This is a genomic window from Pseudomonas sp. NPDC087626 (assembly GCF_044743405.1).
In the GTDB taxonomy this organism is placed as follows: domain Bacteria; phylum Pseudomonadota; class Gammaproteobacteria; order Pseudomonadales; family Pseudomonadaceae; genus Aquipseudomonas.
Genome location: NZ_JBIUWJ010000007.1, coordinates 125091 through 145400, shown reverse-complemented (window position 1 = coordinate 145400; position 20310 = coordinate 125091). Strand labels below are relative to the sequence as shown.

15 protein-coding genes are annotated in these 20310 nt (G+C 60.7%); 7 read left to right on the top strand and 8 right to left on the bottom strand.

Features of this window, described 5'->3' with window-relative positions:
* Positions 1-258: 258 nt before the first annotated feature.
* Positions 259-3126 (top strand): EAL domain-containing protein, encoded by a 2868-nt coding sequence (locus ACIOVD_RS08460; protein WP_401127108.1) that lies wholly within the window; start codon positions 259-261, stop codon positions 3124-3126.
* 82 nt (positions 3127-3208) lie between these two features.
* On the opposite strand, the gene ACIOVD_RS08455 is transcribed toward ACIOVD_RS08460, so the two are convergent.
* A complete protein-coding gene (locus ACIOVD_RS08455) occupies positions 3209-3523 on the bottom strand; it encodes a hypothetical protein (protein ID WP_401127106.1) in 315 nt (104 codons plus the stop codon).
* Between the two features lie 290 nt (positions 3524-3813).
* Here ACIOVD_RS08455 and hexR point away from each other — a divergent pair, with 290 nt between their 5' ends.
* Complete coding sequence (gene hexR / locus ACIOVD_RS08450) at positions 3814-4680, top strand: transcriptional regulator HexR (RefSeq protein ID WP_095164987.1); 867 nt, start codon at positions 3814-3816, stop codon at positions 4678-4680.
* A 155-nt stretch (positions 4681-4835) separates the two neighbouring features.
* Complete coding sequence (locus tag ACIOVD_RS08445) at positions 4836-5048, top strand: PA3496 family putative envelope integrity protein (RefSeq protein WP_095164985.1); 213 nt, start codon at positions 4836-4838, stop codon at positions 5046-5048.
* Here the strand turns inward: ACIOVD_RS08445 and ACIOVD_RS08440 are convergent.
* Positions 4990-5952, bottom strand: a complete 963-nt coding sequence (locus ACIOVD_RS08440; protein WP_095164983.1) for a LysR family transcriptional regulator — start codon at positions 5950-5952, stop codon at positions 4990-4992. The genes ACIOVD_RS08445 and ACIOVD_RS08440 overlap by 59 nt on opposite strands.
* A gap of 191 nt (positions 5953-6143) precedes the next feature.
* On the opposite strand from ACIOVD_RS08440, the gene ACIOVD_RS08435 reads away from it, so the two are divergent.
* Together ACIOVD_RS08435 and oadA are read left to right on the top strand one after the other, a co-directional pair.
* Positions 6144-7559, top strand: a complete 1416-nt coding sequence (locus ACIOVD_RS08435; protein WP_095164982.1) for an acetyl-CoA carboxylase biotin carboxylase subunit — start codon at positions 6144-6146, stop codon at positions 7557-7559.
* Positions 7560-7657: 98 nt separating this feature from the next.
* On the top strand, positions 7658-9466 hold the full coding sequence (gene oadA, locus ACIOVD_RS08430) for a sodium-extruding oxaloacetate decarboxylase subunit alpha (protein ID WP_401127103.1): 1809 nt from the start codon (positions 7658-7660) through the stop codon (positions 9464-9466).
* 129 nt (positions 9467-9595) lie between these two features.
* Here oadA and ACIOVD_RS08425 read toward each other — a convergent pair whose 3' ends face one another.
* Positions 9596-10429 (bottom strand): amino acid ABC transporter permease, encoded by an 834-nt coding sequence (locus ACIOVD_RS08425; RefSeq protein WP_159998627.1) that lies wholly within the window; start codon positions 10427-10429, stop codon positions 9596-9598.
* A complete protein-coding gene (locus ACIOVD_RS08420) occupies positions 10426-11247 on the bottom strand; it encodes an ABC transporter substrate-binding protein (RefSeq protein ID WP_095164976.1) in 822 nt (273 codons plus the stop codon). Before ACIOVD_RS08420 ends, ACIOVD_RS08425 begins: the two co-directional genes overlap by 4 nt.
* A 113-nt stretch (positions 11248-11360) precedes the next feature.
* On the opposite strand from ACIOVD_RS08420, the gene ACIOVD_RS08415 reads away from it, so the two are divergent.
* Positions 11361-12260 carry a homocysteine S-methyltransferase family protein gene (locus ACIOVD_RS08415; protein ID WP_401127161.1) on the top strand — a complete coding sequence of 300 codons (900 nt, stop codon included), beginning with the start codon at positions 11361-11363 and terminating at the stop codon, positions 12258-12260.
* A 49-nt stretch (positions 12261-12309) separates the two neighbouring features.
* Here ACIOVD_RS08415 and ACIOVD_RS08410 read toward each other — a convergent pair whose 3' ends face one another.
* Genes ACIOVD_RS08410 through ACIOVD_RS08400 form a run of 3 tightly spaced genes read right to left on the bottom strand, consistent with a single transcriptional unit; the run spans position 12310 to position 14077 of the window.
* On the bottom strand, positions 12310-12981 hold the full coding sequence (locus ACIOVD_RS08410; RefSeq protein WP_401127100.1) for a GNAT family N-acetyltransferase: 672 nt from the start codon (positions 12979-12981) through the stop codon (positions 12310-12312).
* A gap of 17 nt (positions 12982-12998) precedes the next feature.
* The gene (locus tag ACIOVD_RS08405) at positions 12999-13445 is read right to left on the bottom strand and encodes a GNAT family N-acetyltransferase (protein WP_159998623.1); all 447 of its coding nucleotides are present in this window, start codon (positions 13443-13445) and stop codon (positions 12999-13001) included.
* A gap of 2 nt (positions 13446-13447) precedes the next feature.
* Positions 13448-14077 carry an FMN-binding negative transcriptional regulator gene (locus ACIOVD_RS08400; protein WP_320333293.1) on the bottom strand — a complete coding sequence of 210 codons (630 nt, stop codon included), beginning with the start codon at positions 14075-14077 and terminating at the stop codon, positions 13448-13450.
* A gap of 91 nt (positions 14078-14168) precedes the next feature.
* Here ACIOVD_RS08400 and ACIOVD_RS08395 point away from each other — a divergent pair, with 91 nt between their 5' ends.
* Complete coding sequence (locus ACIOVD_RS08395) at positions 14169-15722, top strand: PLP-dependent aminotransferase family protein (protein ID WP_401127097.1); 1554 nt, start codon at positions 14169-14171, stop codon at positions 15720-15722.
* 35 nt (positions 15723-15757) lie between these two features.
* Here the strand turns inward: ACIOVD_RS08395 and ACIOVD_RS08390 are convergent, their stop codons facing one another.
* Complete coding sequence (locus tag ACIOVD_RS08390; RefSeq protein WP_401127095.1) at positions 15758-20308, bottom strand: hypothetical protein; 4551 nt, start codon at positions 20306-20308, stop codon at positions 15758-15760.
* Positions 20309-20310: the final 2 nt, after the last annotated feature.

The window sequence follows — 20310 nt, the reverse complement described above, 5'->3', positions numbered from 1 at the left end:
GGGGCATTCTAGGGTGCCGCGTCAAACCGGGCAAACCGAGCTTTGCATTAACCGATGAAAGAGTTGCCGAGGGCGACCACCCAGTCACGCGGCAGCGGCCCTTACAGGCCGCGGCTCTGCGGTTTTGCGCGGTTTTGCCAGGCACTCGCTTTCGTCGATTTTATCCCTCGCGCCAGTTTGGTCAGGGTGCTTGCTTGTGTATGCTCCGTCGACGTTTCGGGCACGCATGCCCCCTCTATAAGAACAAGAATATCGCCTATGACCTTCAGCTCCAGCCTGGCAGGATCCTTCGTGGAGCCGCAGGTTATCCGCAAGCAGTACGCCATGGAGATGGCGGTCGAGCGCACGCGTATGCTGTACCAGGGCTCGCTGCTGCCGACCTTGCTGATGTTGCTCAATGGCCTGGTCTGCGCCGCTTTGCTCTGGGACCCGCAGCGTTATGTGCTGGTCAGTGCCTGGCTGGTCTGGTTGCTGTTGCTGGTGGCATTGCGGGTGATCCAGGTGGCAGCCTTCGACTCGGCCATGCCCAGCCGCCAGGCGCAGCCGATCTGGCGGCGCATGTTCCTGCTGGGGTCGGCCCTCAGTGGCCTGACCTTGGCCGCAGCTGGTATCGCCCTGGTGCCCACCGACAGTTTCCTGCAGCAAGCCTGGGTGTTTGGCCTGATCGGCGCGGCCACCCTGTGCGCCAGTGTCGCCTACGCGGTCAGCCTGTCGGCCTTCCTGTCCTTTACGTTGCCCTGCCTGCTGCCGGCCATCGGCTATCTGTTCTGGGGCGGCGATCAACAGCAGCAGGGCTGGGGCTGGCTCGGCCTGATTCTGCTGGGTTCCTTGAGTGTGGTGGCGTGGCAGGTCAACCGGCTGATCGGACGAGGGTTGTTGCGCCGCTTTCAGAATCAGGCGCTGATCGAGCATTTGCGGCAGGCGCAAAGCGGTAGTGACCAGCTCAACCAGGAACTGGCGCGGGAAATCGACCAGCGCCGCCAGGCCGAAGCCGAGCTGCGCGCCGCGCAAGTCGGCCTGGAGACTCGGGTGGCGCAACGCAGCCTCGAACTGGACGCCGCCAACCAGGCGCTGAGCAAAAGCGAAGCGCGCCTGGCGCTGGCGTTGAAGGCCAGCGAACTGGGCTTGTGGGACTGGAATCTGCAAACCGACGAAGTGCATCACACCCAGCTCAAGGAGTTGTTCGGGATCGAGCCCGAGTTCATCACCGAGATGCTCAGCCACCTCAAGCCGCGCCTGCATCCCTCGGACTTGCCGCCGCTGCGGCGGGCACTGGTCGCGCATTTGAAGGGGCGCAGCGAGGATTACCAGATCGAGTACCGCGTGCGTCACGGTGACGGGCACTGGGTCTGGATTGAGGACCGGGGGCGCGCGGTGGAGCGCGACCCTGATGGTCGTGTGCTGCGCATGGTTGGCACGCGGCGCGACATCAGCGCCAGCAAAGGCCTGGAAGAACAGCGCCAGTTGGCGGCGACGGTGTTTGAGGCCGCCAGCGAAGGCATTGTGATTTTCGATCCGAATTACGCGTTGATTGCGGTCAATCAGGCGTTCAGCCGGGTAACTGGTTATCAGGCCGAGGACCTGCTGGGGCGCAATGTGATCGAGCTTCCCTGCAGTCGTGACGCCCGCCGCCACTACCCAACGATTCATCAGGCGCTGGAACAACACGGCAGTTGGCAGGGCGAGTTGGTGGAGGCGCGCAAGAACGGCGAGCTCTACCCGCAATGGTTGCAGCTGAACGTAGTGCGCGATTCTCGGGGAACTGTGAGCCATATTGTGGGCTTCTTCGCCGATCTCTCCGCTCGGCGCGAATCCGAAGAGCGCATGCGCTACCTGACCCACTACGACGAGCTCACCGGGCTGGCCAACCGTGCGCTGTTCCGTGAGCGTCTGCAGGACGCTCATCAGCGGGTGCGCCAGGGCGGTCGCAGCTTGGCTCTGCTGCACATCAACCTGGATCGTTTCAAATTGCTCAACGACAGCCTGGGCCATGATGTGGCCGACCAGTTGTTGCAGAAAATGGCCCGGCGCCTGGTGAACGCGCTGCCGGAAGCGGACACCATCGCCCGTTTGTCCGGGGATGAGTTTGCCGTGCTGTTTGATGCCTATGGCAGCCTGTCGAGTCTGGCGCGGGTCGCCACCCGGTTGGCGGCCAAGCTGCGGGTGCCGTTGAGCATCGATGGGCATGAGCTGGTAGTCAGTGCCTCGATGGGTATCAGCATGCTGCCGGATAACGCGCGGGAAATTCCCGCGTTGGTCAGCCAGTCGAACATGGCCATGCAGCACGCCAAGCACCTGGGTGGCAATAATTTCCAGTTCTACACCGACAGCCTGCAGGCCAGCACCCTTGAGCGCCTGCAACTGGAAAACCAGTTGCGCAAGGCCATCGAAGAGCGACAGCTGAAAGTCTATTACCAGCCCAAGCAGTGTCTGGCCAGCGGTCGCCTGAACGCTGCCGAAGCGCTGGTGCGCTGGGACCATCCGACCATGGGGCAGGTGTCGCCGGCTGAGTTCATCGGCTTGGCAGAGGAAACCGGGTTGATCGGCCCGATTGGCGAATTCGTGTTGCGTCAGGCCTGCTGGCAGGCATGCGAGTGGCAGCGCCAGGGGCTGGCGCCGATCCGGGTTTCGGTGAATTTGTCGGTGCATCAATTGCGCCAGGGCAAGCTGGTCAGCCTGGTGCGCCAGGTCCTCGAGGAAACCGGCCTGGAGCCACGCTACCTGGAGCTGGAACTGACCGAAAGCCAGTTGCTCGACAGCGTCGAACACATCATTGCTACCTTTCAGCAGCTGCGTGATCTCGGGGTGAAACTGGCGATCGATGATTTTGGCACCGGCTACTCGTCGTTGAGTTATCTCAAGCGCATTCCCGTGGACTACGTGAAGATTGACCAGGCGTTTATCCGCGGCCTGGGCGAGGGCTGTGCCGATGCGGCAATCACCCGGGCAATCATTGCCATGGCCCATGGCTTGTCGCTGAAGGTCGTCGCGGAAGGCGTAGAGCGGCAGGAGCAGCTTGAGTTTCTCAAGGCATCGCGCTGCGATGAGGTGCAAGGCTATCTGATCAGTCGGCCTGTGGAGGCCGTTGCGCTTGCCGAGCAGTTGCGTGCCCAGGATGGCAGATGAGGGGCGGTCTTAGGCATGCCAGCCACCGGCTCCTATGGGTCGTTGGCTGGCATGGTCAAGCTCCAGGAATGACTTCCTGAATTCAGTGAGTAACCTGGATGTCACCCAGGTGCACCAGCAAGGTGCCTTCGTAGAAAATGCTGACGGCCGTCAGTTTCAAGTCGCCGGATTGCCTGAACTCGACAGTTTTATCCACCTCAACGAGTAGAGCGTTTTGCTCGGTATGCTCCAGCGTAAGGTCCAGTCTCAAGGCGCTTGGGTTAGGTTGCTGGCTGCTTTTGGTCAGCCTGGGGGTAATGCCCGAATGGGCGACGGTGACCGTGCCATAGGTGCGAAAGGTCGGGCTGACTGGCATAAGGTCCTGCTGGGCTACCCAGCCACATGTAGTAAGACTCATGGTTATTAACTCCTGTAATGAATAGTGTGTGTGTCCTGCACTGTCACTATCCTTCTACAGGGGAGGATGAATGCGCTACATATGTAGTGTCCTAGTATGTAGATGTGTTTTTCGTCGGCGTGCAGCACCGGGTGCCAGGCCGGTCTGCGCTCTGAGGGCTACATGCAGCGCGCATGGCGCAGGCTGGGGACATGGAGTTATGCATTGAGCAGGCAAAAAGTGAATTCTTGTAGTATAACTACAAGCTTGCTACATCCCCGGCGCCTGCCCATAACAATGAGTCCTGCCCTTTGAACCTGTTGCAACATATCGCCCAGTCTCGCCACCTGTTACGCAAATCGGAACTCAAGGTTGCCGACCACGTGCTGCTTGACCCTGCGGCAGTGATGCACAGCTCCATGGCCGATCTTGCCCACAGCGTTGGCATCAGCGAACCGACCATCGTGCGCTTCTGTCGTGCCATCGGCTGTTCGGGTTTCCAGGACTTGAAGCTGAAGCTGGCGCAAAGCCTGGCGGCGGGTGCGAGTTTCGGCCAGTTCGCGATCCACGAAGACGATTCGGTCGCCGACTACAGCCTGAAAATTTTCGACACCACCCTGCACACCCTGATGGAGGTTCGCGAGAAGCTCGATCCGATCGAACTGCAGCGGGCCGTGACGCTCATGTCCCAGGCCCAGCGTGTCGAGTTCTACGGTTTTGGTGCGTCTGGCGCGGTGGCGGCGGATGCCCAGCATAAATTCTTTCGCTTGCTGCTGACGGCTGCAGCGTATTCCGACCCGCACATGCAGGCGATGTCGGCGGTCACGTTGAAACCCTCTGATGTGGCGATCTGCATCTCCCAGTCCGGGCGTTCCAAGGACCTGCTGATCACCGCCAATCTGGTGCGTGAGAGCGGTGCATCGTTGATCACCTTGTGCCCGAGTCAGACGCCGCTGGCCGAGCTGTCGACCGTCAACCTGGCGATCGATGTGCATGAGGACACCGAAATCTACACCCCGCTGACCTCGCGTATCGCCCACCTGGTGGTGATCGACGTGTTGGCCATGGGCGTGGCCATGGCGCGTGGCCCGAGCCTGGTCAACCACCTCAAGAGCGTCAAGCGCAGCCTGCGCAGCTTGCGGTTGTCGCCCAAGTCGGTGAAGGCGCTGGACGACTGATTTCGATCGCGATGGTGGCAGGTCTTGGCGATCTTATCGCGAGCCTGCTCGCCAGGACGTCTGCCAATGTTCACATCCCTGTAACCCACGCGCAGCCAAACCGTCATCCCAGCGGCCTATCTTGAAACTCCCGTACTCGCCTTGGGAGACTCGAAATGGCCCAGCCCTACGAAGAACGCAACAGCGCTATCAAAACCCGCCGTCAGCAGGAAGACCAGCGCCGCATGGCGTTCCGCCGCGCGATTGAAGATCGTTGTGAGCGCCGGCAACTTCTCGCCGAGATTGGCGACTTTTCCGACAGCCTTGAGCTCAATTACTGGCAAGCGAGCCCGGCAGCTTCGCGTCGAAGCGCTCAACCAGCGCGCTGATCTGCACCCGTTCATTGCGGATAAATCCCAGGAACGCATGCGCGACCGGTGACAGGCGCTTGGCTTTGGCCTGCACCACGCACCAGCTGCGATACAACGGCAGCTCTTCGACCGGCAGCTCCTTGAGCCCGCCGGTCGCCAACTCCAGGTTCAGGGCGTGGCGCGTCAACAGCGCCACGCCCAGACCCGCCACCACACATTCGCGCTGGGCCTCGGCCGACGAGACCTCCTGGGTCTGGTTGAAGTGCACGCGCTTCTCCTTGAAATACTCTTCACAGGCCAGGCGCGTCCCGGAACCAGGCTCGCGCAACAGCAAGGTGTAAGGCTCAAGGTCCTGCAAGCGCAGGGGGCCCATGTGGCACAGCGGGTGGTCAGGCGGGGCGACGGCGACAATCGGGTTATTGAGGAAGGGCAGGAATTCCAGGCCCATGTCCTGCGGCACCATGGACATGATCACCAGGTCGTCGCGGTTATCCGACAGGCGCCGGATCACTTGCCCACGGTTGACTACCGTCAGTTGCAAATTGACTTCCGGGTGCTGGCGCTTGAAGGCGGCGAACAGATGGGGGACGAAGTACTTGGCGCTGGATTCCACCGCCAGTTTCAGCTGTCCTTGCAGCGAACCCTGCATGTCGGACAGCTGCATATCGAGGTTTTCCAGGCGGCCAAAGATGTCCCGACTGGCCCGCTGTAACGCTTCAGCTGCTTCGGTCATGTAGAGCTTTTTACCGACATAATCGAACAATGGCTGCCCAACCAGCTCTTCAAGCTGACGAATTTGTAGGCTGACGGCCGGTTGTGTGAGTGACATTTCCTCAGCTGCGCGGCTGTAGGAGCGTAAATCGCAGACTTCATTGAAGATCTGCAATTGCCGTAATGTCATACGCATCAATGACTTACGCATTATATAGGTGCTCTGGTGGCGGGCCTGTCGCTCAACTATAAGTCTTTACTTATAGCTAACCCAATAATTATTGATTTTTGTTAATCCCTTGCGCGGGATAGTGTGGCTCTGCGACTGGCTTGAAACATTTAGTCACTCGCCGACCCGGTCTAGCGGGTCGTGGGTAGCAACCGGCTCAAGGGAAACTCCAAGTGATAACAAAGATCCTGATCGCCAACCGTGGTGAAATTGCCGTACGAATCGTACGTGCCTGCGCCGAGATGGGCATTCGCTCGGTTGCCATTTATTCCGACGCCGACCGTCATGCCTTGCATGTGAAGCGCGCCGATGAGGCCCACAGCATCGGTGCCGAGCCATTGGCCGGTTACCTGAACCCGCGCAAGCTGGTGAACCTGGCCGTGGAAACCGGTTGCGACGCGTTGCACCCAGGTTATGGGTTCCTCTCGGAAAACGCCGAACTGGCAGATATCTGCGCAGAACGCGGGATCAAGTTCATCGGCCCGTCGGCAGAAGTCATTCGCCGCATGGGCGACAAGACTGAAGCGCGCCGCAGCATGATCAAGGCGGGCGTACCAGTAACTCCAGGCACCGAAGGCAACGTCGCGGGCATCGAAGAAGCCCTCACCGAAGGCGACCGCATCGGCTACCCGGTGATGCTCAAGGCCACTTCCGGTGGTGGCGGCCGTGGTATTCGTCGCTGCAACAGCCGCGAAGAACTCGAACAGAACTTCCCTCGCGTCATTTCCGAGGCCACCAAGGCCTTCGGTTCGGCGGAAGTGTTCCTGGAAAAATGCATCGTCAATCCCAAGCACATCGAAGCGCAGATCCTCGGCGACAGCTTTGGCAACGTGGTGCACCTGTTCGAGCGCGACTGCTCGATCCAGCGCCGTAACCAGAAGCTGATCGAAATCGCCCCCAGCCCACAACTGACCCCGGAACAGCGCGCCTACATCGGCGACCTGTCGGTGCGCGCAGCCAAGGCCGTGGGCTACGAGAATGCTGGCACCGTGGAGTTCCTGCTCGCCGAGGGCGAGGTGTACTTCATGGAGATGAACACTCGGGTGCAGGTGGAACACACCATCACCGAGGAAATCACCGGCATCGACATTGTCCGTGAGCAGATCCGCATTGCTTCCGGCCTGCCACTGTCAGTGAAACAGGAAGACATTCATCACCGTGGTTTCGCGTTGCAGTTCCGCATCAACGCCGAAGACCCGAAGAACAACTTCCTGCCCAGCTTCGGCAAGATCACTCGCTACTACGCCCCCGGCGGCCCTGGCGTGCGTACCGACACGGCGATCTACACCGGCTACACCATTCCACCGTTCTACGATTCGATGTGCCTGAAACTGGTGGTTTGGGCTTTGACCTGGGAAGAGGCCATGGACCGTGGCTTGCGCGCCCTCGACGACATGCGCCTGCAGGGGGTCAAGACCACCGCTGCGTACTATCAGGAAATCCTGCGCAACCCGGAATTCCGTAGCGGCCAGTTCAATACCAGCTTCGTTGAAAGCCACCCGGAACTGACCAACTACTCGATCAAGCGCAAACCCGAAGAGCTGGCCCTGGCCATCGCCGCCGCCATCGCCGCCCACGCAGGCCTTTGAATGCAGCGCCAAGCTGTGAGCGGCAAGCTGCAAGTAGAAGCAGATCGGCTTTTTCTTGCGGCTTGTAGCTTGAAGCTTGTTGCTATGAGGAGATAAGAATGTCCAAGAAGATCTTTGTTACCGACACCATCCTGCGCGACGCCCACCAGTCGCTGCTCGCCACCCGCATGCGCACCGAAGACATGCTGCCGATCTGCGACAAGCTCGACAAAGTCGGCTACTGGTCGCTGGAATGCTGGGGCGGCGCCACCTTCGATGCCTGCGTACGTTTCCTCAAGGAAGACCCGTGGGAGCGCCTGCGTAAACTGCGCGCCGCCTTGCCCAACACCCGCCTGCAGATGCTCCTGCGCGGCCAGAACCTGCTGGGCTATCGCCATTACAGCGACGACGTGGTCAAGGCTTTCGTCGCCAAGGCCGCGGTCAACGGCATCGACGTGTTCCGCATCTTCGACGCGATGAACGACGTGCGTAACCTGCGGGTGGCCATCGAAGCGGTGAAAGCTGCCGGCAAACACGCCCAGGGCACTATCGCCTACACCACCAGCCCGGTGCACACCATCGAGGCGTTCGTGGCCCAGGCCAAGCAGATGGAAGCCATGGGTTGCGACTCGGTGGCAATCAAGGACATGGCCGGCCTGCTGACCCCGTACGCCACCGGCGAACTGGTCAAGGCACTCAAGGCCGAACAGTCGCTGCCTGTGTTCATCCACAGCCACGACACTGCCGGCCTGGCCGCGATGTGCCAACTCAAGGCCATCGAAAACGGTGCAGAGCACATTGATACCGCCATCTCCAGCTTCGCCTGGGGCACCAGCCACCCGGGTACCGAGTCGATGGTTGCCGCCCTTAAAGGCAGCGAGTTCGACACCGGCCTGAACCTGGAACTGCTGCAAGAGATCGGCCTGTACTTCTACGCCGTGCGCAAGAAGTACCACCAGTTCGAAAGCGAGTTCACCGCGGTCGATACCCGCGTGCAAGTCAACCAGGTACCGGGCGGGATGATTTCCAACCTGGCCAACCAGTTGAAAGAGCAGGGCGCCCTGAACCGCATGAGCGAAGTGCTGGCGGAAATCCCGCGGGTGCGCCATGACCTCGGCTACCCGCCGCTGGTGACCCCGACTTCGCAGATCGTTGGCACCCAGGCGTTCTTCAACGTGCTGGCCGGCGAGCGCTACAAGACCATCACCAACGAGGTGAAGCTGTACCTGCAAGGCGGTTACGGCAAGGCACCGGGTGCCGTCGACGAGAACCTGCGTCGCCAGGCAATCGGCAGCGAGGAAGTGATCGACGTTCGTCCGGCCGACCTGTTGAAGCCGGAAATGACCAAGCTGCGTGGCGAAATCGGCGCGCTGGCCAAGTCCGAAGAAGACGTGCTGACCTACGCCATGTTCCCGGACATCGGGCGCAAGTTCCTCGAAGAGCGCGAAGCCGGCACCCTGACTCCGGAAGTGTTGCTGCCGATTCCTGAAGCTGGCGGCGTGACCTCGGCGGGTGGCGAAGGCGTGCCGACCGAATTCGTCATCGATGTGCACGGCGAAACCTACCGCGTCGATATCACCGGGGTGGGCGTCAAGGCCGAAGGCAAGCGTCACTTCTACCTGTCCATCGACGGCATGCCGGAAGAAGTGGTGTTCGAACCGCTCAACGAATTTGTCGGCGGTGGCAGCAGCAAGCGCAAGCAAGCCACGGCCCCGGGCCACGTCAGCACCACCATGCCGGGCAACATCGTCGATGTGCTGGTCAAGGAAGGCGACACTGTGAAAGCCGGCCAGGCCGTGCTGATCACCGAAGCGATGAAGATGGAAACCGAAGTGCAATCGGCCATCGCCGGCAAGGTCACCGCCATTCACGTGGCCAAGGGCGACCGGGTCAACCCGGGCGAAATCCTGATCGAGATCGAAGGCTGATTTAACGCCTTCATCTGCAACGTTTTACCTCGGGGGAGCACATGCTCCCCTTTTTTTTGCCTGCTCTACGGCCGACTGCAGGGGGCGAAAAGCCTGGAGGATGGGCTCGCTGGCGCCGAGCAAGAAAGCCTAGCCGCGCTTGGCGTAAGCCTTGCCGTAATGCTTTTCCATGCGCGCCTGAATCAGCTCCAGGCCGATCGACATCAGCCAGTAGATGATCGCCGCGGTGCTGAGCATTTCGATGTAACGGTAGCTGGAGCGGCCGTAGGACTGTGCCAGGAACATCACTTCCCAGACCCCCATCACCGAAATCAGCGACGAATCCTTGAGCATCGAGATGAACTGGTTGGTGGTGGGCGGGATGATGGTGCGCATGGCTTGTGGCAGGGTCACGCGCCAGAAGATCACGCTCTCGCGCATGCCCAGGGCGAGCGAGGCTTCACGTTGGCCGTAGGGGACGCCCAGGATGCCGGCGCGGAAGATCTCGCTCAGGTACGCGCCGTAGTTCAGCGACAGGGCAATGATACCGGCGGCGATGGCGCCCGGGACGATGCCCAGTTGCGGCAGGCCGAGGTAGATCAGCAGGATCTGGATCAGCAGCGGTGTGCCGCGAAAGAACGACGCGTAAAAGCTGGCGATGCCGAAGGCCACGGCGCTGTTCGACAGACGCCCGAGCGCGGTGACGAAGCCCAGCAACGATGAAGCAACAATCGAGCACAGGCACAGGAACAGGGTCAGCGCGGCCCCTTGCAGGAAACCATTGGGGGCCAGGTGCAGGCCTACCAGGTTCGGTAGCTTGTCGAGGATGATCGAGAACTTCAGGTCGAAGCTCAGGAAGAAGCTGGCGAACAACCCGAACATCGCCGCCCAGGTCAGGTACAGGCGGGTGCGAAAACCGCAGAGGCGCTTGAGCAACGACTCAGCCACCGGTTGCGGTGGCTGGGGAGGAGGGAAGGAAGTCATTGGCTGATGTCGGCGCCGATCCATTTCTGCGACAGCTGGCTCAAGGTGCCGTCCTGTTTCAGTTGGGCGAACACCTCACGCACCTTGGCGTCCCACTGGGCATCGCCTTTCTCGATGGCCACCGAGTTGGGCTCTGAATACAGCGGCTCGCCGGCGAGCTTGAAGCGTTGGTCCTGGGTCAGGCGCGGCTGGGCGGTGACCAGGTTGGTGAGGATTGCATCCAGGCGCACACCGGCCCCCAGGCCGAGGTCCTGGAAGGCCACGTTGTCGGTGTCGTAGGGGGCGATCTGCACGTTCTCGAACGGGTACTGCAACTGGGTGTCTTCGGCGCCTTCGATCACCAGGTTCTTGTTCAGGTAGCTTTCGTAGCTGGAGGCGCTGGTGAGGCCGACCTTCTTGTCGCTCAGATCCTTGGCCCCGTGAATGCGCTCATCCTTGGCGTTGACCACGATCACCGCTGGCGAGGCGTAGTACTGCACCGGGAAGTCGAACACTTCGGCGCGAGCCTTGCTCGGGGTCATGGAGCAGATGCAGATGTCGTATCGACCGCTCCAGCGCCCGGCGGCGATCACGTCCCAGGACGGAGTTTCCAGGCGCAGCTTGACCCCCAGTTTGTCGGCAACGGCCTTGGCCACATCCACGTCGAAACCATCGAGCTGGTTCTGTTCGTTGAGGAACGAGAAGGGCGGGTAGCTCTCCATCAGCACCCCTACCAACTCCTTCTTCTGCTCGACCCGGTCCAGGGTTGCGCCGCCAAACGCTTGGGTGGAGGCAGCCAGAATCGTTAGGCCCAGGGCCAGCAGTGGTTGAAATTTCACGGTCGATCCCTGAACAAAAAAGAGGTTGTGATTAACTGAATGGTGCGTATTAAATAGTTATAAGGCTGACTCTGATAGTGAGTTATTTTCATAAGCATATGAGTGAAAAGCATATGGGCGTAGCAAGGACAGTGATTCTGGATGGCGGCATGGGCCGTGAGCTGCAACGCCGAGGAGCGCCATTCAGGCAGCCCGAGTGGTCGGCGCTGGCGTTGAGCGAAGCGCCGCAGGCGGTCGAGGCGGTGCATGCGGCTTATATCGAAAGCGGTGCCAATGTGATCACCAGCAACAGTTACGCAGTGGTGCCGTTTCATATCGGCGAAGCGCGTTTTGCGGCTGAAGGTGAGGCGCTTGCCGCCTTGGCCGGTGAGTTGGCGCGCCGGGCAGTGGACGCTTCGGGTAAACCAGTGCGTGTCGCGGGCTCCTTGCCGCCGCTGTTTGGCTCCTATCGTCCGGACCTGTTCGATGCTGCGCGAGTCAGCGAATTGCTCACGCCGTTGGTCAAGGGCCTGGCGCCCCATGTCGACCTGTGGCTGGCTGAAACCCAGAGCTCGATCGCCGAAGCGCGGGCGATTCACGCCGGGTTGCCCAAGGATGGCAAACCGTTCTGGTTGTCCTTTACCCTCAAGGACGAAGACACCGATGACGTGCCGCGCCTGCGCTCCGGCGAGCCCGTCGCCGAGGCTGCTGCGGTGGCGGCTGAGTTGGGGGTCCAGACCCTGCTGTTCAACTGCAGCCAACCGGAAGTGATCGGGGCGGCAATCGATGCCGCACGGCAAACCTTCGCCCGGTTGGCTGTGGACATTGATATCGGGGCATACGCCAACGCTTTCCCGCCGCAACCCAAAGAGGCCACGGCCAACGATGGTCTGGACCCGCTGCGCGATGACCTGGATCCGCCGGGCTATCTGCACTGGGCGGCCGACTGGCAGCAGCGTGGCGCCAGTCACCTGGGCGGCTGCTGCGGCATCGGCCCGGAGCACATCGCGGTGCTGGCGCAGAAACTGGTTTAAGCAGTTAGGGCAAAAGATCGCAGCCTGCGATCTTTTGCCCTCAAAGCACTTAGGCGCGGCACTCCACCAGGGTCTTCACCTGCCCCGAGTCCGTCTGGTTGTCATTTGCCAACCACTTCTGGAACCCTGCGCCAATCGTCGGCCATTCCGAGTCCAGGATCGAATACCACGCGGTGTCACGGTTTTGGCCCTTGACCACCATGTGCTGGCGAAACACCCCTTCAAAGCTGAAGCCCAGGCGTTCGGCGGCGTACTTGGAGCGGGCGTTGGCGTTGTTGCACTTCCACTCCAGGCGACGGTAGCCCAGGGCAAATGCCTCCTTGGCCAGCAGGTACACGGCCTCGGTGCTTTTCGGTGAGCGTTGCATCGGTGCGCCAAAGGTGACGTGGCCGATTTCGATGCGGCCCTGGGCCGGGACGATCGACATCAGGCTGAGCATTCCCTGTACGTCGCCGCTGGCGCGATCGATGACGGTGAAAAAATACGGGTCGCTGTGGGCGGCGTGGTTGTTCAGCCAGGCATCGAAGACGCTGCGCTCCGGGAACGGGCCGTAAGGCAGGTAGTCCCAGAGTTTCGGGTCGGCGCCGGGGCCTTGCAGGGCCTTGAACAGACCCTCGCCATGGCGCGCCGGGTCAAGTTTCTCCAGGCAGATGAAGCGCCCTTCGAGCCGTTGCGCAGAGGGCGGCGGGGCGCCTTGCCAGTCTGCAAGTGAAGTCGACATGTTGTTCTCCTTGAACCTTAAAGGGCTTTACGAAACTGGATGAAGCCAGGGCGTTCGGCGATGCGCTCGTAGAGTTGGATCGCGGTGGCATTGGTTTCGTGGGTCAGCCAGTGCACCTTGCAGCAGCCCTCGGCCTTGGCGGTACTGTAGACGAATTCGATCAGTTGACGGCCGACTCCAGTGCCGCGGGTTTGCGCTGCCACAAACAGGTCTTGCAGGTAGCAGGAGCTTTCGATGCTCCAGTTCGAGCGGTGGTAGATGAAATTCACCATGCCTATCGCCTTGCCGTCAGCCCAGGCCAGCGCTGCATGGGTCGGCTCGCTCGGGTCGAGCATGCGCTGCCAGGTGCTGTGGCTGACGGTGTCCGGCAGCTCGGTGTTGTAGAAGCCCAGGTAGGCCTGCCACAACGGCAGCCAGGCGGCGTGGTCGTCGGCGCTGACGCGGCGAATTTCGATCTGACTCATGTTCATTCCTTTGGCATCAAGTGGGCGAGTGCCTGGTCATGCGGGTCGGGGCTGGCAGCCAGCCCTTCACGTACGCCGGCGATATCTGTGGTACTGCGGTTCTGGCTGAGCTTGCGCTTACCTTCCAGGCGCTGGATGGGCAGGGCGAAGCCGACGATGGCCTTGAGCATGCCGTCGATGTAATCGGTGGGCGCGTCGGCGAGTTTCCACGGCTGGGCACGGGCGCTTTCATGGCGCTCGGTCAGGGCGCCCACCAGGTGGCGCAGGCGCTCGGTATCGGTGAACACCTCGGCCGTGCCGTAGGCGTGCACGGCGATGTAGTTCCAGGTCGGCACGACCTTGCCGTGCTCGGCTTTGCTGGGATAAAACCCGGGGCTCACGTAAGCGTCGGCGCCAGCAAAGATCACCAACGCTTCGGCGCCGCCCTGGAGCTCCTGCCACTGCCGATTGGCCCGGGCAAAGTGGCCGTAGAGGGTGCCATGGGGACCTTCGTCGACCTGCAGCAGCAACGGTAAATGGCTGGCTTGCAGGCCCTGCTCGCCATGGGTGACCAGCAGTGCGAGGCGGCTGCCGAGCATTTGTTGCTGCAGTTCGGGCAAATCTTCGAGGGCAAAGGCACTGGGCGTGTACATGGAAAAATTCCTTGGCGAATGCCAGCATCCTAGGCAGGCTATTGGTCTGTTGTAAGAGCCATTAACGGCTAATTTCATAGGTCCATTACCCATGACAAGCGTGCCGCCTTCCTTGTCGTTCAACCCCGCAGGCATCGAGTTGGATCGACGCCAAGGCTTGAGCCGCCAGCTTTACCAGGCCTTGCGCATGCGCGTACTCGACGGGCGCCTGGCCAGCGGTACACGTTTGCCGGCGAGTCGCGACCTGGCGGCAGCGTTGGCGATTTCGCGCAACAGCGTGGTGCGCGCCTACGACCAGCTGTACGCCGAAGGTTTCATCGAGGGGCGGGTCGGCGATGGCACTTACGTCGCACAATTGCCGCAAAACGGGTTGCCGGCAAAAAAACTATCCACAAATCCATCCACAGGGTTATCAACAGGCTTACCCACAGGTTTATCCACAAAACAGGCAGAAACACCTGGAATTTTATCCAGTAAAGTTATCCACAATGCTGCCTTGGAACGGATGCAAAAGCATCATTTGCCCTCGCCACCGAGTGGCCCGCCGAGGGCTTTTCGGGTCGGCGTGCCAGCGTTCGACCTGTTCCCGTTCGAGGTATGGGCCAAGCTGAATGCGGCTTTCTGGCGCAAGCCGGACTTGCAGCAACTGTGTTACGGCGCCCCTGAGGGTGACGCGCGCTTGCGCGGCTTGATCGCCGCCTATCTGCGCAGTTCGCGAGGTATGCAGTGCAGCGCTGAGCAAATTGTGATCACCAGTGGCGCGCAACAGGGGATTAGCCTTTGTGCACAGTTGCTGGTGGAGCCGGGCGATGGGGTCGCGGTCGAGAATCCGGGTTACCGCGCCGCTGGTCATGCGTTCGCGGTGGCAGGTGCGCGTTTGCATGGGGTGGCGGTAGATAGCGAGGGCATCGACTGCGCCGAGCTGGCCAGGGTTACCGATTGCCGTCTGGCCTACGTCACCCCATCACACCAGTACCCCACCGGTGTGGTGATGAGCCTCGCGCGGCGCCTGGAACTGCTGGCCTGGGCCGAGCGTACGCAAGGCTGGATTGTCGAGGATGATTACGATGGCGAGTACCGGTATAGCGGAGCACCGCTGGCGCCATTGGCAGCACTCGATCGCGGTGGCCGGGTGTTGTACGTCGGGACTTTCGGCAAAGTGGCATTCCCGGCACTGCGCCTGGGATACCTGGTATTGCCATTGGGGCTGGTTGAAGCCTTTTCCCGGCGGCGTGCCGTGGACGTTCGCCATTCTGAGGTCAGTACCCAGGCAGTGATGGCCGAGTTCATGGCAGCCGGGCATTTCCAGCGGCATATCCGGCGCATGCGCCGTGCGGCGCTGAGCCGGCGCAATACTCTGCTTAGCGGTTGGCCGGCGGATATCCCGGGCGTGGGCGAGTTACCTGCGATTGCCGCCGGACTGCACATGACCGTGCCTGTCGAGAGCGTGGCGCGTGAGCGTGAACTGATCGAGTTGGCGAGCAGCGTCGACGTCGAGATCAACGGCTTGAGCAGTTATTGGCTACCGACCTGCGTAACCCCGATAGATCAACGTGCGGGGTTGGTGCTGGGGTTTGCGGCAGTACCGGAGACCTCGATCAAGGCGGCGCTGGAACGATTGCGGCCGGTTTGGCGTGTTCGCTGAAGCGGGCGGATTACCCGCCCGCCCGCGGTCGTGCATCAGGGTTGGTCTGGCAGACTGAAGAACAGCGACGGATCACTGATGCGCCGCAGTACGTAGTCGATCGGCGCCAGGGTCGTGAGTACTTTGCGACGTTCGGCAGTGAACTGCTTCAACTTCTCGTCGGCGATCTTCAGGTGCGCCGCGGTGTACTGCGCCAAAGGAGCGTCAGGCGAGTTGTAGTGAAAATGCACAAGCCATAACGGCTGGTCGTTGTCAGTAATGTCGAGCACCTGGTACTCCTGAAAGTAGTCCTGGCGTTTTTTGGTCCTGATTCGGCCTTGTTGGTTGCGCACGACCCTTACCTGGTTGTTGTCCAGCAGCCACTGCAAATAGGCCTGCCGGGGCGGGCGCTCCTTGAGCAGGCTGGCGCGGATACTGATGCCTTGTGTGCGTAAACGAGCGGCGTACTCATTGAGATCTGAGCTCAGGTTAGCCACAGGAAGTCGGGTTCTTCCTGCCTTGTTGATGCGCGCCAGGGCAAGGTCGACATTGATCGCGGCTTGTTCCAGTCGCTGGGCCTGGTGATCGAACAGATCCTGCATGTCTGCGGGAATACGGTTAGGTCTGAAGGCATCCTTGCGGGTTCGATCAATAAAACCCTGTACTTCTTCAGTCAAGGTCAGGGCATTGGCAATGATGTCGATATCGTCCAGTTCTGACATCGGTGCAGGACTTTTGCTGGTGGGAACCATTTCCTCGAGCAGTGGCTCGCCGGATGGCGAGGGTCTGGCGGGCACGGGATCCCGTGGTCGGCTCTTGGTGACTTTGCCAGCAGGCCGGGACGGGCCCGCAACTGCGGGTGCCGGTGCGGCCGGCACGGCGCTCGTCCCGCTCACGGGCAGCAGCGCATTGAGTTGTTCCTGCGCCAGTTGCCTGAACTCGCCGATCAATGTGCTGACCCGTTCAAGCCCAGTCGGCTCGACCTTGTCGGGGTATTCTTCGGGGAAGTCTTTAAGACGCTGATCGGCATCGACGTAAATATCGATCAGCCTGCTCAGGGTGTCGATGCGCTGCGCGCTGGTCGCACCGCTATCCGGCGTTCTGATCAAGGCCGTATGCCGGTGGGTGGCGGTTGCGGCCTCGATAATCACCAGGCCCACCGCTTCACGAGCCGGTTCAGCGTTCTGGGTGGCAGTGTTGCGCATGCACAACTCATGCGACATGCCGACTTCGTTGGACTTTAAATCCCACGCGGTGAACACCGGCATCAGTTTTCGCAGGCTTTGTGCAGTGGTCATGCCGGCGCTGCTTACCGCGGCGATTTTCTCCAGCGCCACTTGGGAAATGTGCAGACGGGCGATTATTTCCTGACTCAATGCCAACGCTTGCCTGACACTCTCAACGTGTAGCTGCAATGAGGCGTCTGAGTCGATGGCAGTGTCCTGAGCCAACATGTGGGTGAGTGTTGCATAGGCGTTGCGCTTGAGTACGAGCCATAGGGCGAGGTTCTTTTGCAGCTCGATGGTCATGTGCTGTAAATCTTGGAAATAGCCTTCACTTCCGCCGTTGATGCGCCATTGCTCGAGGTTTTTCAGAGCCTGATCGTAGTCACCAATCAGTTTTTCCAAGTGACTGAGGTAGCGCGCTGTCGCCTGTTCGTGCGCTTGCCCGGTGGCGTCCATCATCTCTGCCTGGGCCTTTATCAAAATGGCATTGTTCGACGCTTCCAGGCGTTTGAAATTCTCCAGCTCGACACCCAGTTGTTTTTTCTGTTGTTCCTTGGCCTTGCGTTGTGCCTTGAGCTGGCTGCGCAGGCTGGTACCACCAGCACCTGCGCGCAACCGCAAACGTGTGTCGACGAACCACTGGCCTTGTTGGGTATGGCTCAACAGAGGTCCGGTTTTCGAGGGTGTTTGTGGATCAACGATTTGTATCTGCTCGTCGTCATTTTCGATAACGCGGTACCAGCGCTCGCCGACCTTTGCATAGGTCTTTGCATCCAGGCGATACAGGCGCGCGGTATCGCGCAGAAGGGTTTCCACGGTTGGGGCTGTGAGATCGGGGGGCGGTACGCTCAAGGCGCTCAGAAAAACCACCAGGGCCGAGGGCGAGCGATGGGGCACTGAGCCGCTGGCTTCAAGTGAGGAGTAATGGCTGGACGCAAGTTCACCGGTCATGGGAGTGGGAACCAAGGTCACAGTGGGGGCCGCCGGTTTGACCGTCGGCGTGACGTTGGTCTCGGGTAACCTGTCGTGGTCAACCTGCGGTGCCGATGCCGTTCGGGGGTCGGTCTTGCGACGTGTGGCGGCGTGATGTGCCAGGATCATGCCCAGGTTCAGCAGCATATCGGCAACCGCGCTCCATTGCGCATAGGCATCACCACGCTGATGGGCGTCCAGCACCTGCTCGATTTCACTGATGCTTTGCCAGATCCAGACCGCAGCCCCCGCCGGGCCGCTGAGAAAATTCGCGGCAACATTGAACAACGCCCAGCCGCTGTCACGCAGCAAGGCCCATCGTCGTTGTGCATTGGATAACGACTGGCGGTCGGAGAGTTCGGCCATGGCCAGGGCATGGGTCTTGAACAGGACCTTGAAGATGTCGCCGCTCAATTGCACTGACCCGAGTTCGACCGGCCCGGTCCAGTCCACGGTTGTCCAGGGCTCGGAGAGCAACTGCGCCGCCAGCCATGGGCTGGGCAGGCCGACGGGGAATGTGTACTGGGCGTATTTGAAAGCGATATCCGAGTCTGGCAGCCACGCCAGCACCGAATCCCTCAACTCTCCCGGTTGATGCAGGGCATACAGCAGGTTCTGCGCTGAAGGGAACTGCAGCAATGGCTGTTCGAACAACGGGCGGTAGAGCAGGCAAGGCCCGACTGCCGGCTCGCGCGGGGCGATGATGAACATGTTGGCGACGGTGTCGCCTGTGGTTTGCCCTGACTGGATGAACGTCAGTGGGCGAGTGACCACCGGCTGCGAGTGACCGAGGGTCGGCTTGAGCCATTCGCGCACGTAAAGGCAACCCAGTTGATCAATGCCACCGATACCACGGATCTTGCTCTCCAGCGCTATCAGCGGCAGCAGGGCACGCATCTGGTCGATGTAAAAATGCTGCTGCAAGGGCGCCTGCAGCGGATCGTCGATCAGTTTGTCCTTGATCAGTTGAGGGTATGCCTCACCGACGTCGACCTTGCTCGCCATTTTCGTCAGGTACGCAACGTTCAGCCAGTCAGGGAGCGGTTGTGTCGGCTTGAACCGCAGGGTGGCCTGATACGGTGCGCTGTTTTGCAAGGCGTACTCGCCGAGTGTTTCGGTGTGCACGTCGAGCGGATTGGGCAGTGTCAGTCCGCCGGATTCGAAACTGTTGGTGACGGTGATCTCGAGGCTGTCCAGCGGCAACCCGGCGGCGGGTTTCTTATCGGCAATGATTGCGTCGCGCAGGCGGTTCTGGGCGTAGGTCGTGAGGGGCAGAATCCGCACCAGTTTTTTGTCAGTCTGTTTGTACAGTTTTCCCAGCGCATTGACGGATTGGCTGTACTGATCCAGATCGGCAGCCGAAGCACCAAACAGCCAATCGGGTATTGAGTTATCGAGGCCAATGAGTGCCGTTTTTTCCTGGGCGCTGGCGTGTTCCGCCAGAGCGATTGAATCGAATTTCTGCTGCGTTTCGGCCGTGAGGCTTTCGTGGCTGATTGCGGCGATGGCATCGAGCTGGGTGGTGATCAGCGCCCAAGCCATATGATCGAAAAAATTACCCTCGGGCTCGAACAGCTGCCACTTCAGGTTGCACCCGGTCGGTTGCGTCTCCACGCGTTCCGGTAACGAAGCCCCCAACTGTTCCAGGGAGTCGAACGTTTCATAACCATTTTCAACGGTGTACATCATCAGCAGGTCACGTTGTTTATAACGGCCAGTGATCACGCAGGCACCGGCCAGTATCAAATGTCGGATATTGCCTTGGGCGTCGACCGAGTCAATATCGATCAGGCATACCCGGATAGTCGAAAGCGCGGAGTCGTGGGCTTGGCGCTGCTTTTTGTCCGGATGGAGCGATATGGCCCGGGCCACCAGGCACTGCTCGTCATCCCAATCCTTGAGGTGTTGCACCTCGAGGGTCTTGCGCAAGGCATCGGACAGTTGCAGCCAGTGCGGCGCCCGTTGCCCGGCTTCGTTCCAATACGCAAGCTGGTGTTCGCCGAAGGCCACGAAGAGCAAGGGGGCGTAGTCGTTGAGCAACCTGGCAATGGCTTCGATGCCGAGGTCCAGATGCACCACGGGCGAGGTTGGCGGATTTAATGTCAGGAAGTGCTCGCCTTCGAGATAGTTGGCAGTGGCCGAGCTGAAAAATTGCCGGACCAGTGCCTGGGTCAGTGATTCGAACCGGGTAGGCATGGCCACGAGCGTACCGTCGACGGACTGCCATTGAGGCGTGCCGATCAGCGTTTGGCCGGGGTCGATATTCCGTTCCGGATACAGCTCTTCCAGCGCCCGGCGCAGCAGTCGGGCGGCAACCTCATCGACAGTGGGACCCCGGCTGGTCTGATGAACGACCTGGCTTTTTTCCAGCAGGGCGTGGGTATCGGTGTTCTCAGTATGTTCAGTCATCG

What these genes read in the sequence shown, in the direction of transcription:
- ACIOVD_RS08460 (WP_401127108.1), top strand. Translation starts at nt 259, where the DNA reads ATGACCTTCAGCTCCAGCCTGGCAGGATCCTTCGTGGAGCCGCAGGTT.
- ACIOVD_RS08455 (WP_401127106.1), bottom strand. Translation starts at nt 3,523, where the DNA reads ATGAGTCTTACTACATGTGGCTGGGTAGCCCAGCAGGACCTTATGCCA.
- ACIOVD_RS08445 (WP_095164985.1), top strand. Translation starts at nt 4,836, where the DNA reads ATGGCCCAGCCCTACGAAGAACGCAACAGCGCTATCAAAACCCGCCGT.
- ACIOVD_RS08440 (WP_095164983.1), bottom strand. Translation starts at nt 5,952, where the DNA reads ATGCGTAAGTCATTGATGCGTATGACATTACGGCAATTGCAGATCTTC.
- oadA (WP_401127103.1), top strand. Translation starts at nt 7,658, where the DNA reads ATGTCCAAGAAGATCTTTGTTACCGACACCATCCTGCGCGACGCCCAC.
- ACIOVD_RS08425 (WP_159998627.1), bottom strand. Translation starts at nt 10,429, where the DNA reads ATGACTTCCTTCCCTCCTCCCCAGCCACCGCAACCGGTGGCTGAGTCG.
- ACIOVD_RS08415 (WP_401127161.1), top strand. Translation starts at nt 11,361, where the DNA reads ATGGGCGTAGCAAGGACAGTGATTCTGGATGGCGGCATGGGCCGTGAG.
- ACIOVD_RS08410 (WP_401127100.1), bottom strand. Translation starts at nt 12,981, where the DNA reads ATGTCGACTTCACTTGCAGACTGGCAAGGCGCCCCGCCGCCCTCTGCG.
- ACIOVD_RS08405 (WP_159998623.1), bottom strand. Translation starts at nt 13,445, where the DNA reads ATGAGTCAGATCGAAATTCGCCGCGTCAGCGCCGACGACCACGCCGCC.
- ACIOVD_RS08400 (WP_320333293.1), bottom strand. Translation starts at nt 14,077, where the DNA reads ATGTACACGCCCAGTGCCTTTGCCCTCGAAGATTTGCCCGAACTGCAG.
- ACIOVD_RS08395 (WP_401127097.1), top strand. Translation starts at nt 14,169, where the DNA reads ATGACAAGCGTGCCGCCTTCCTTGTCGTTCAACCCCGCAGGCATCGAG.
- ACIOVD_RS08390 (WP_401127095.1), bottom strand. Translation starts at nt 20,308, where the DNA reads ATGACTGAACATACTGAGAACACCGATACCCACGCCCTGCTGGAAAAA.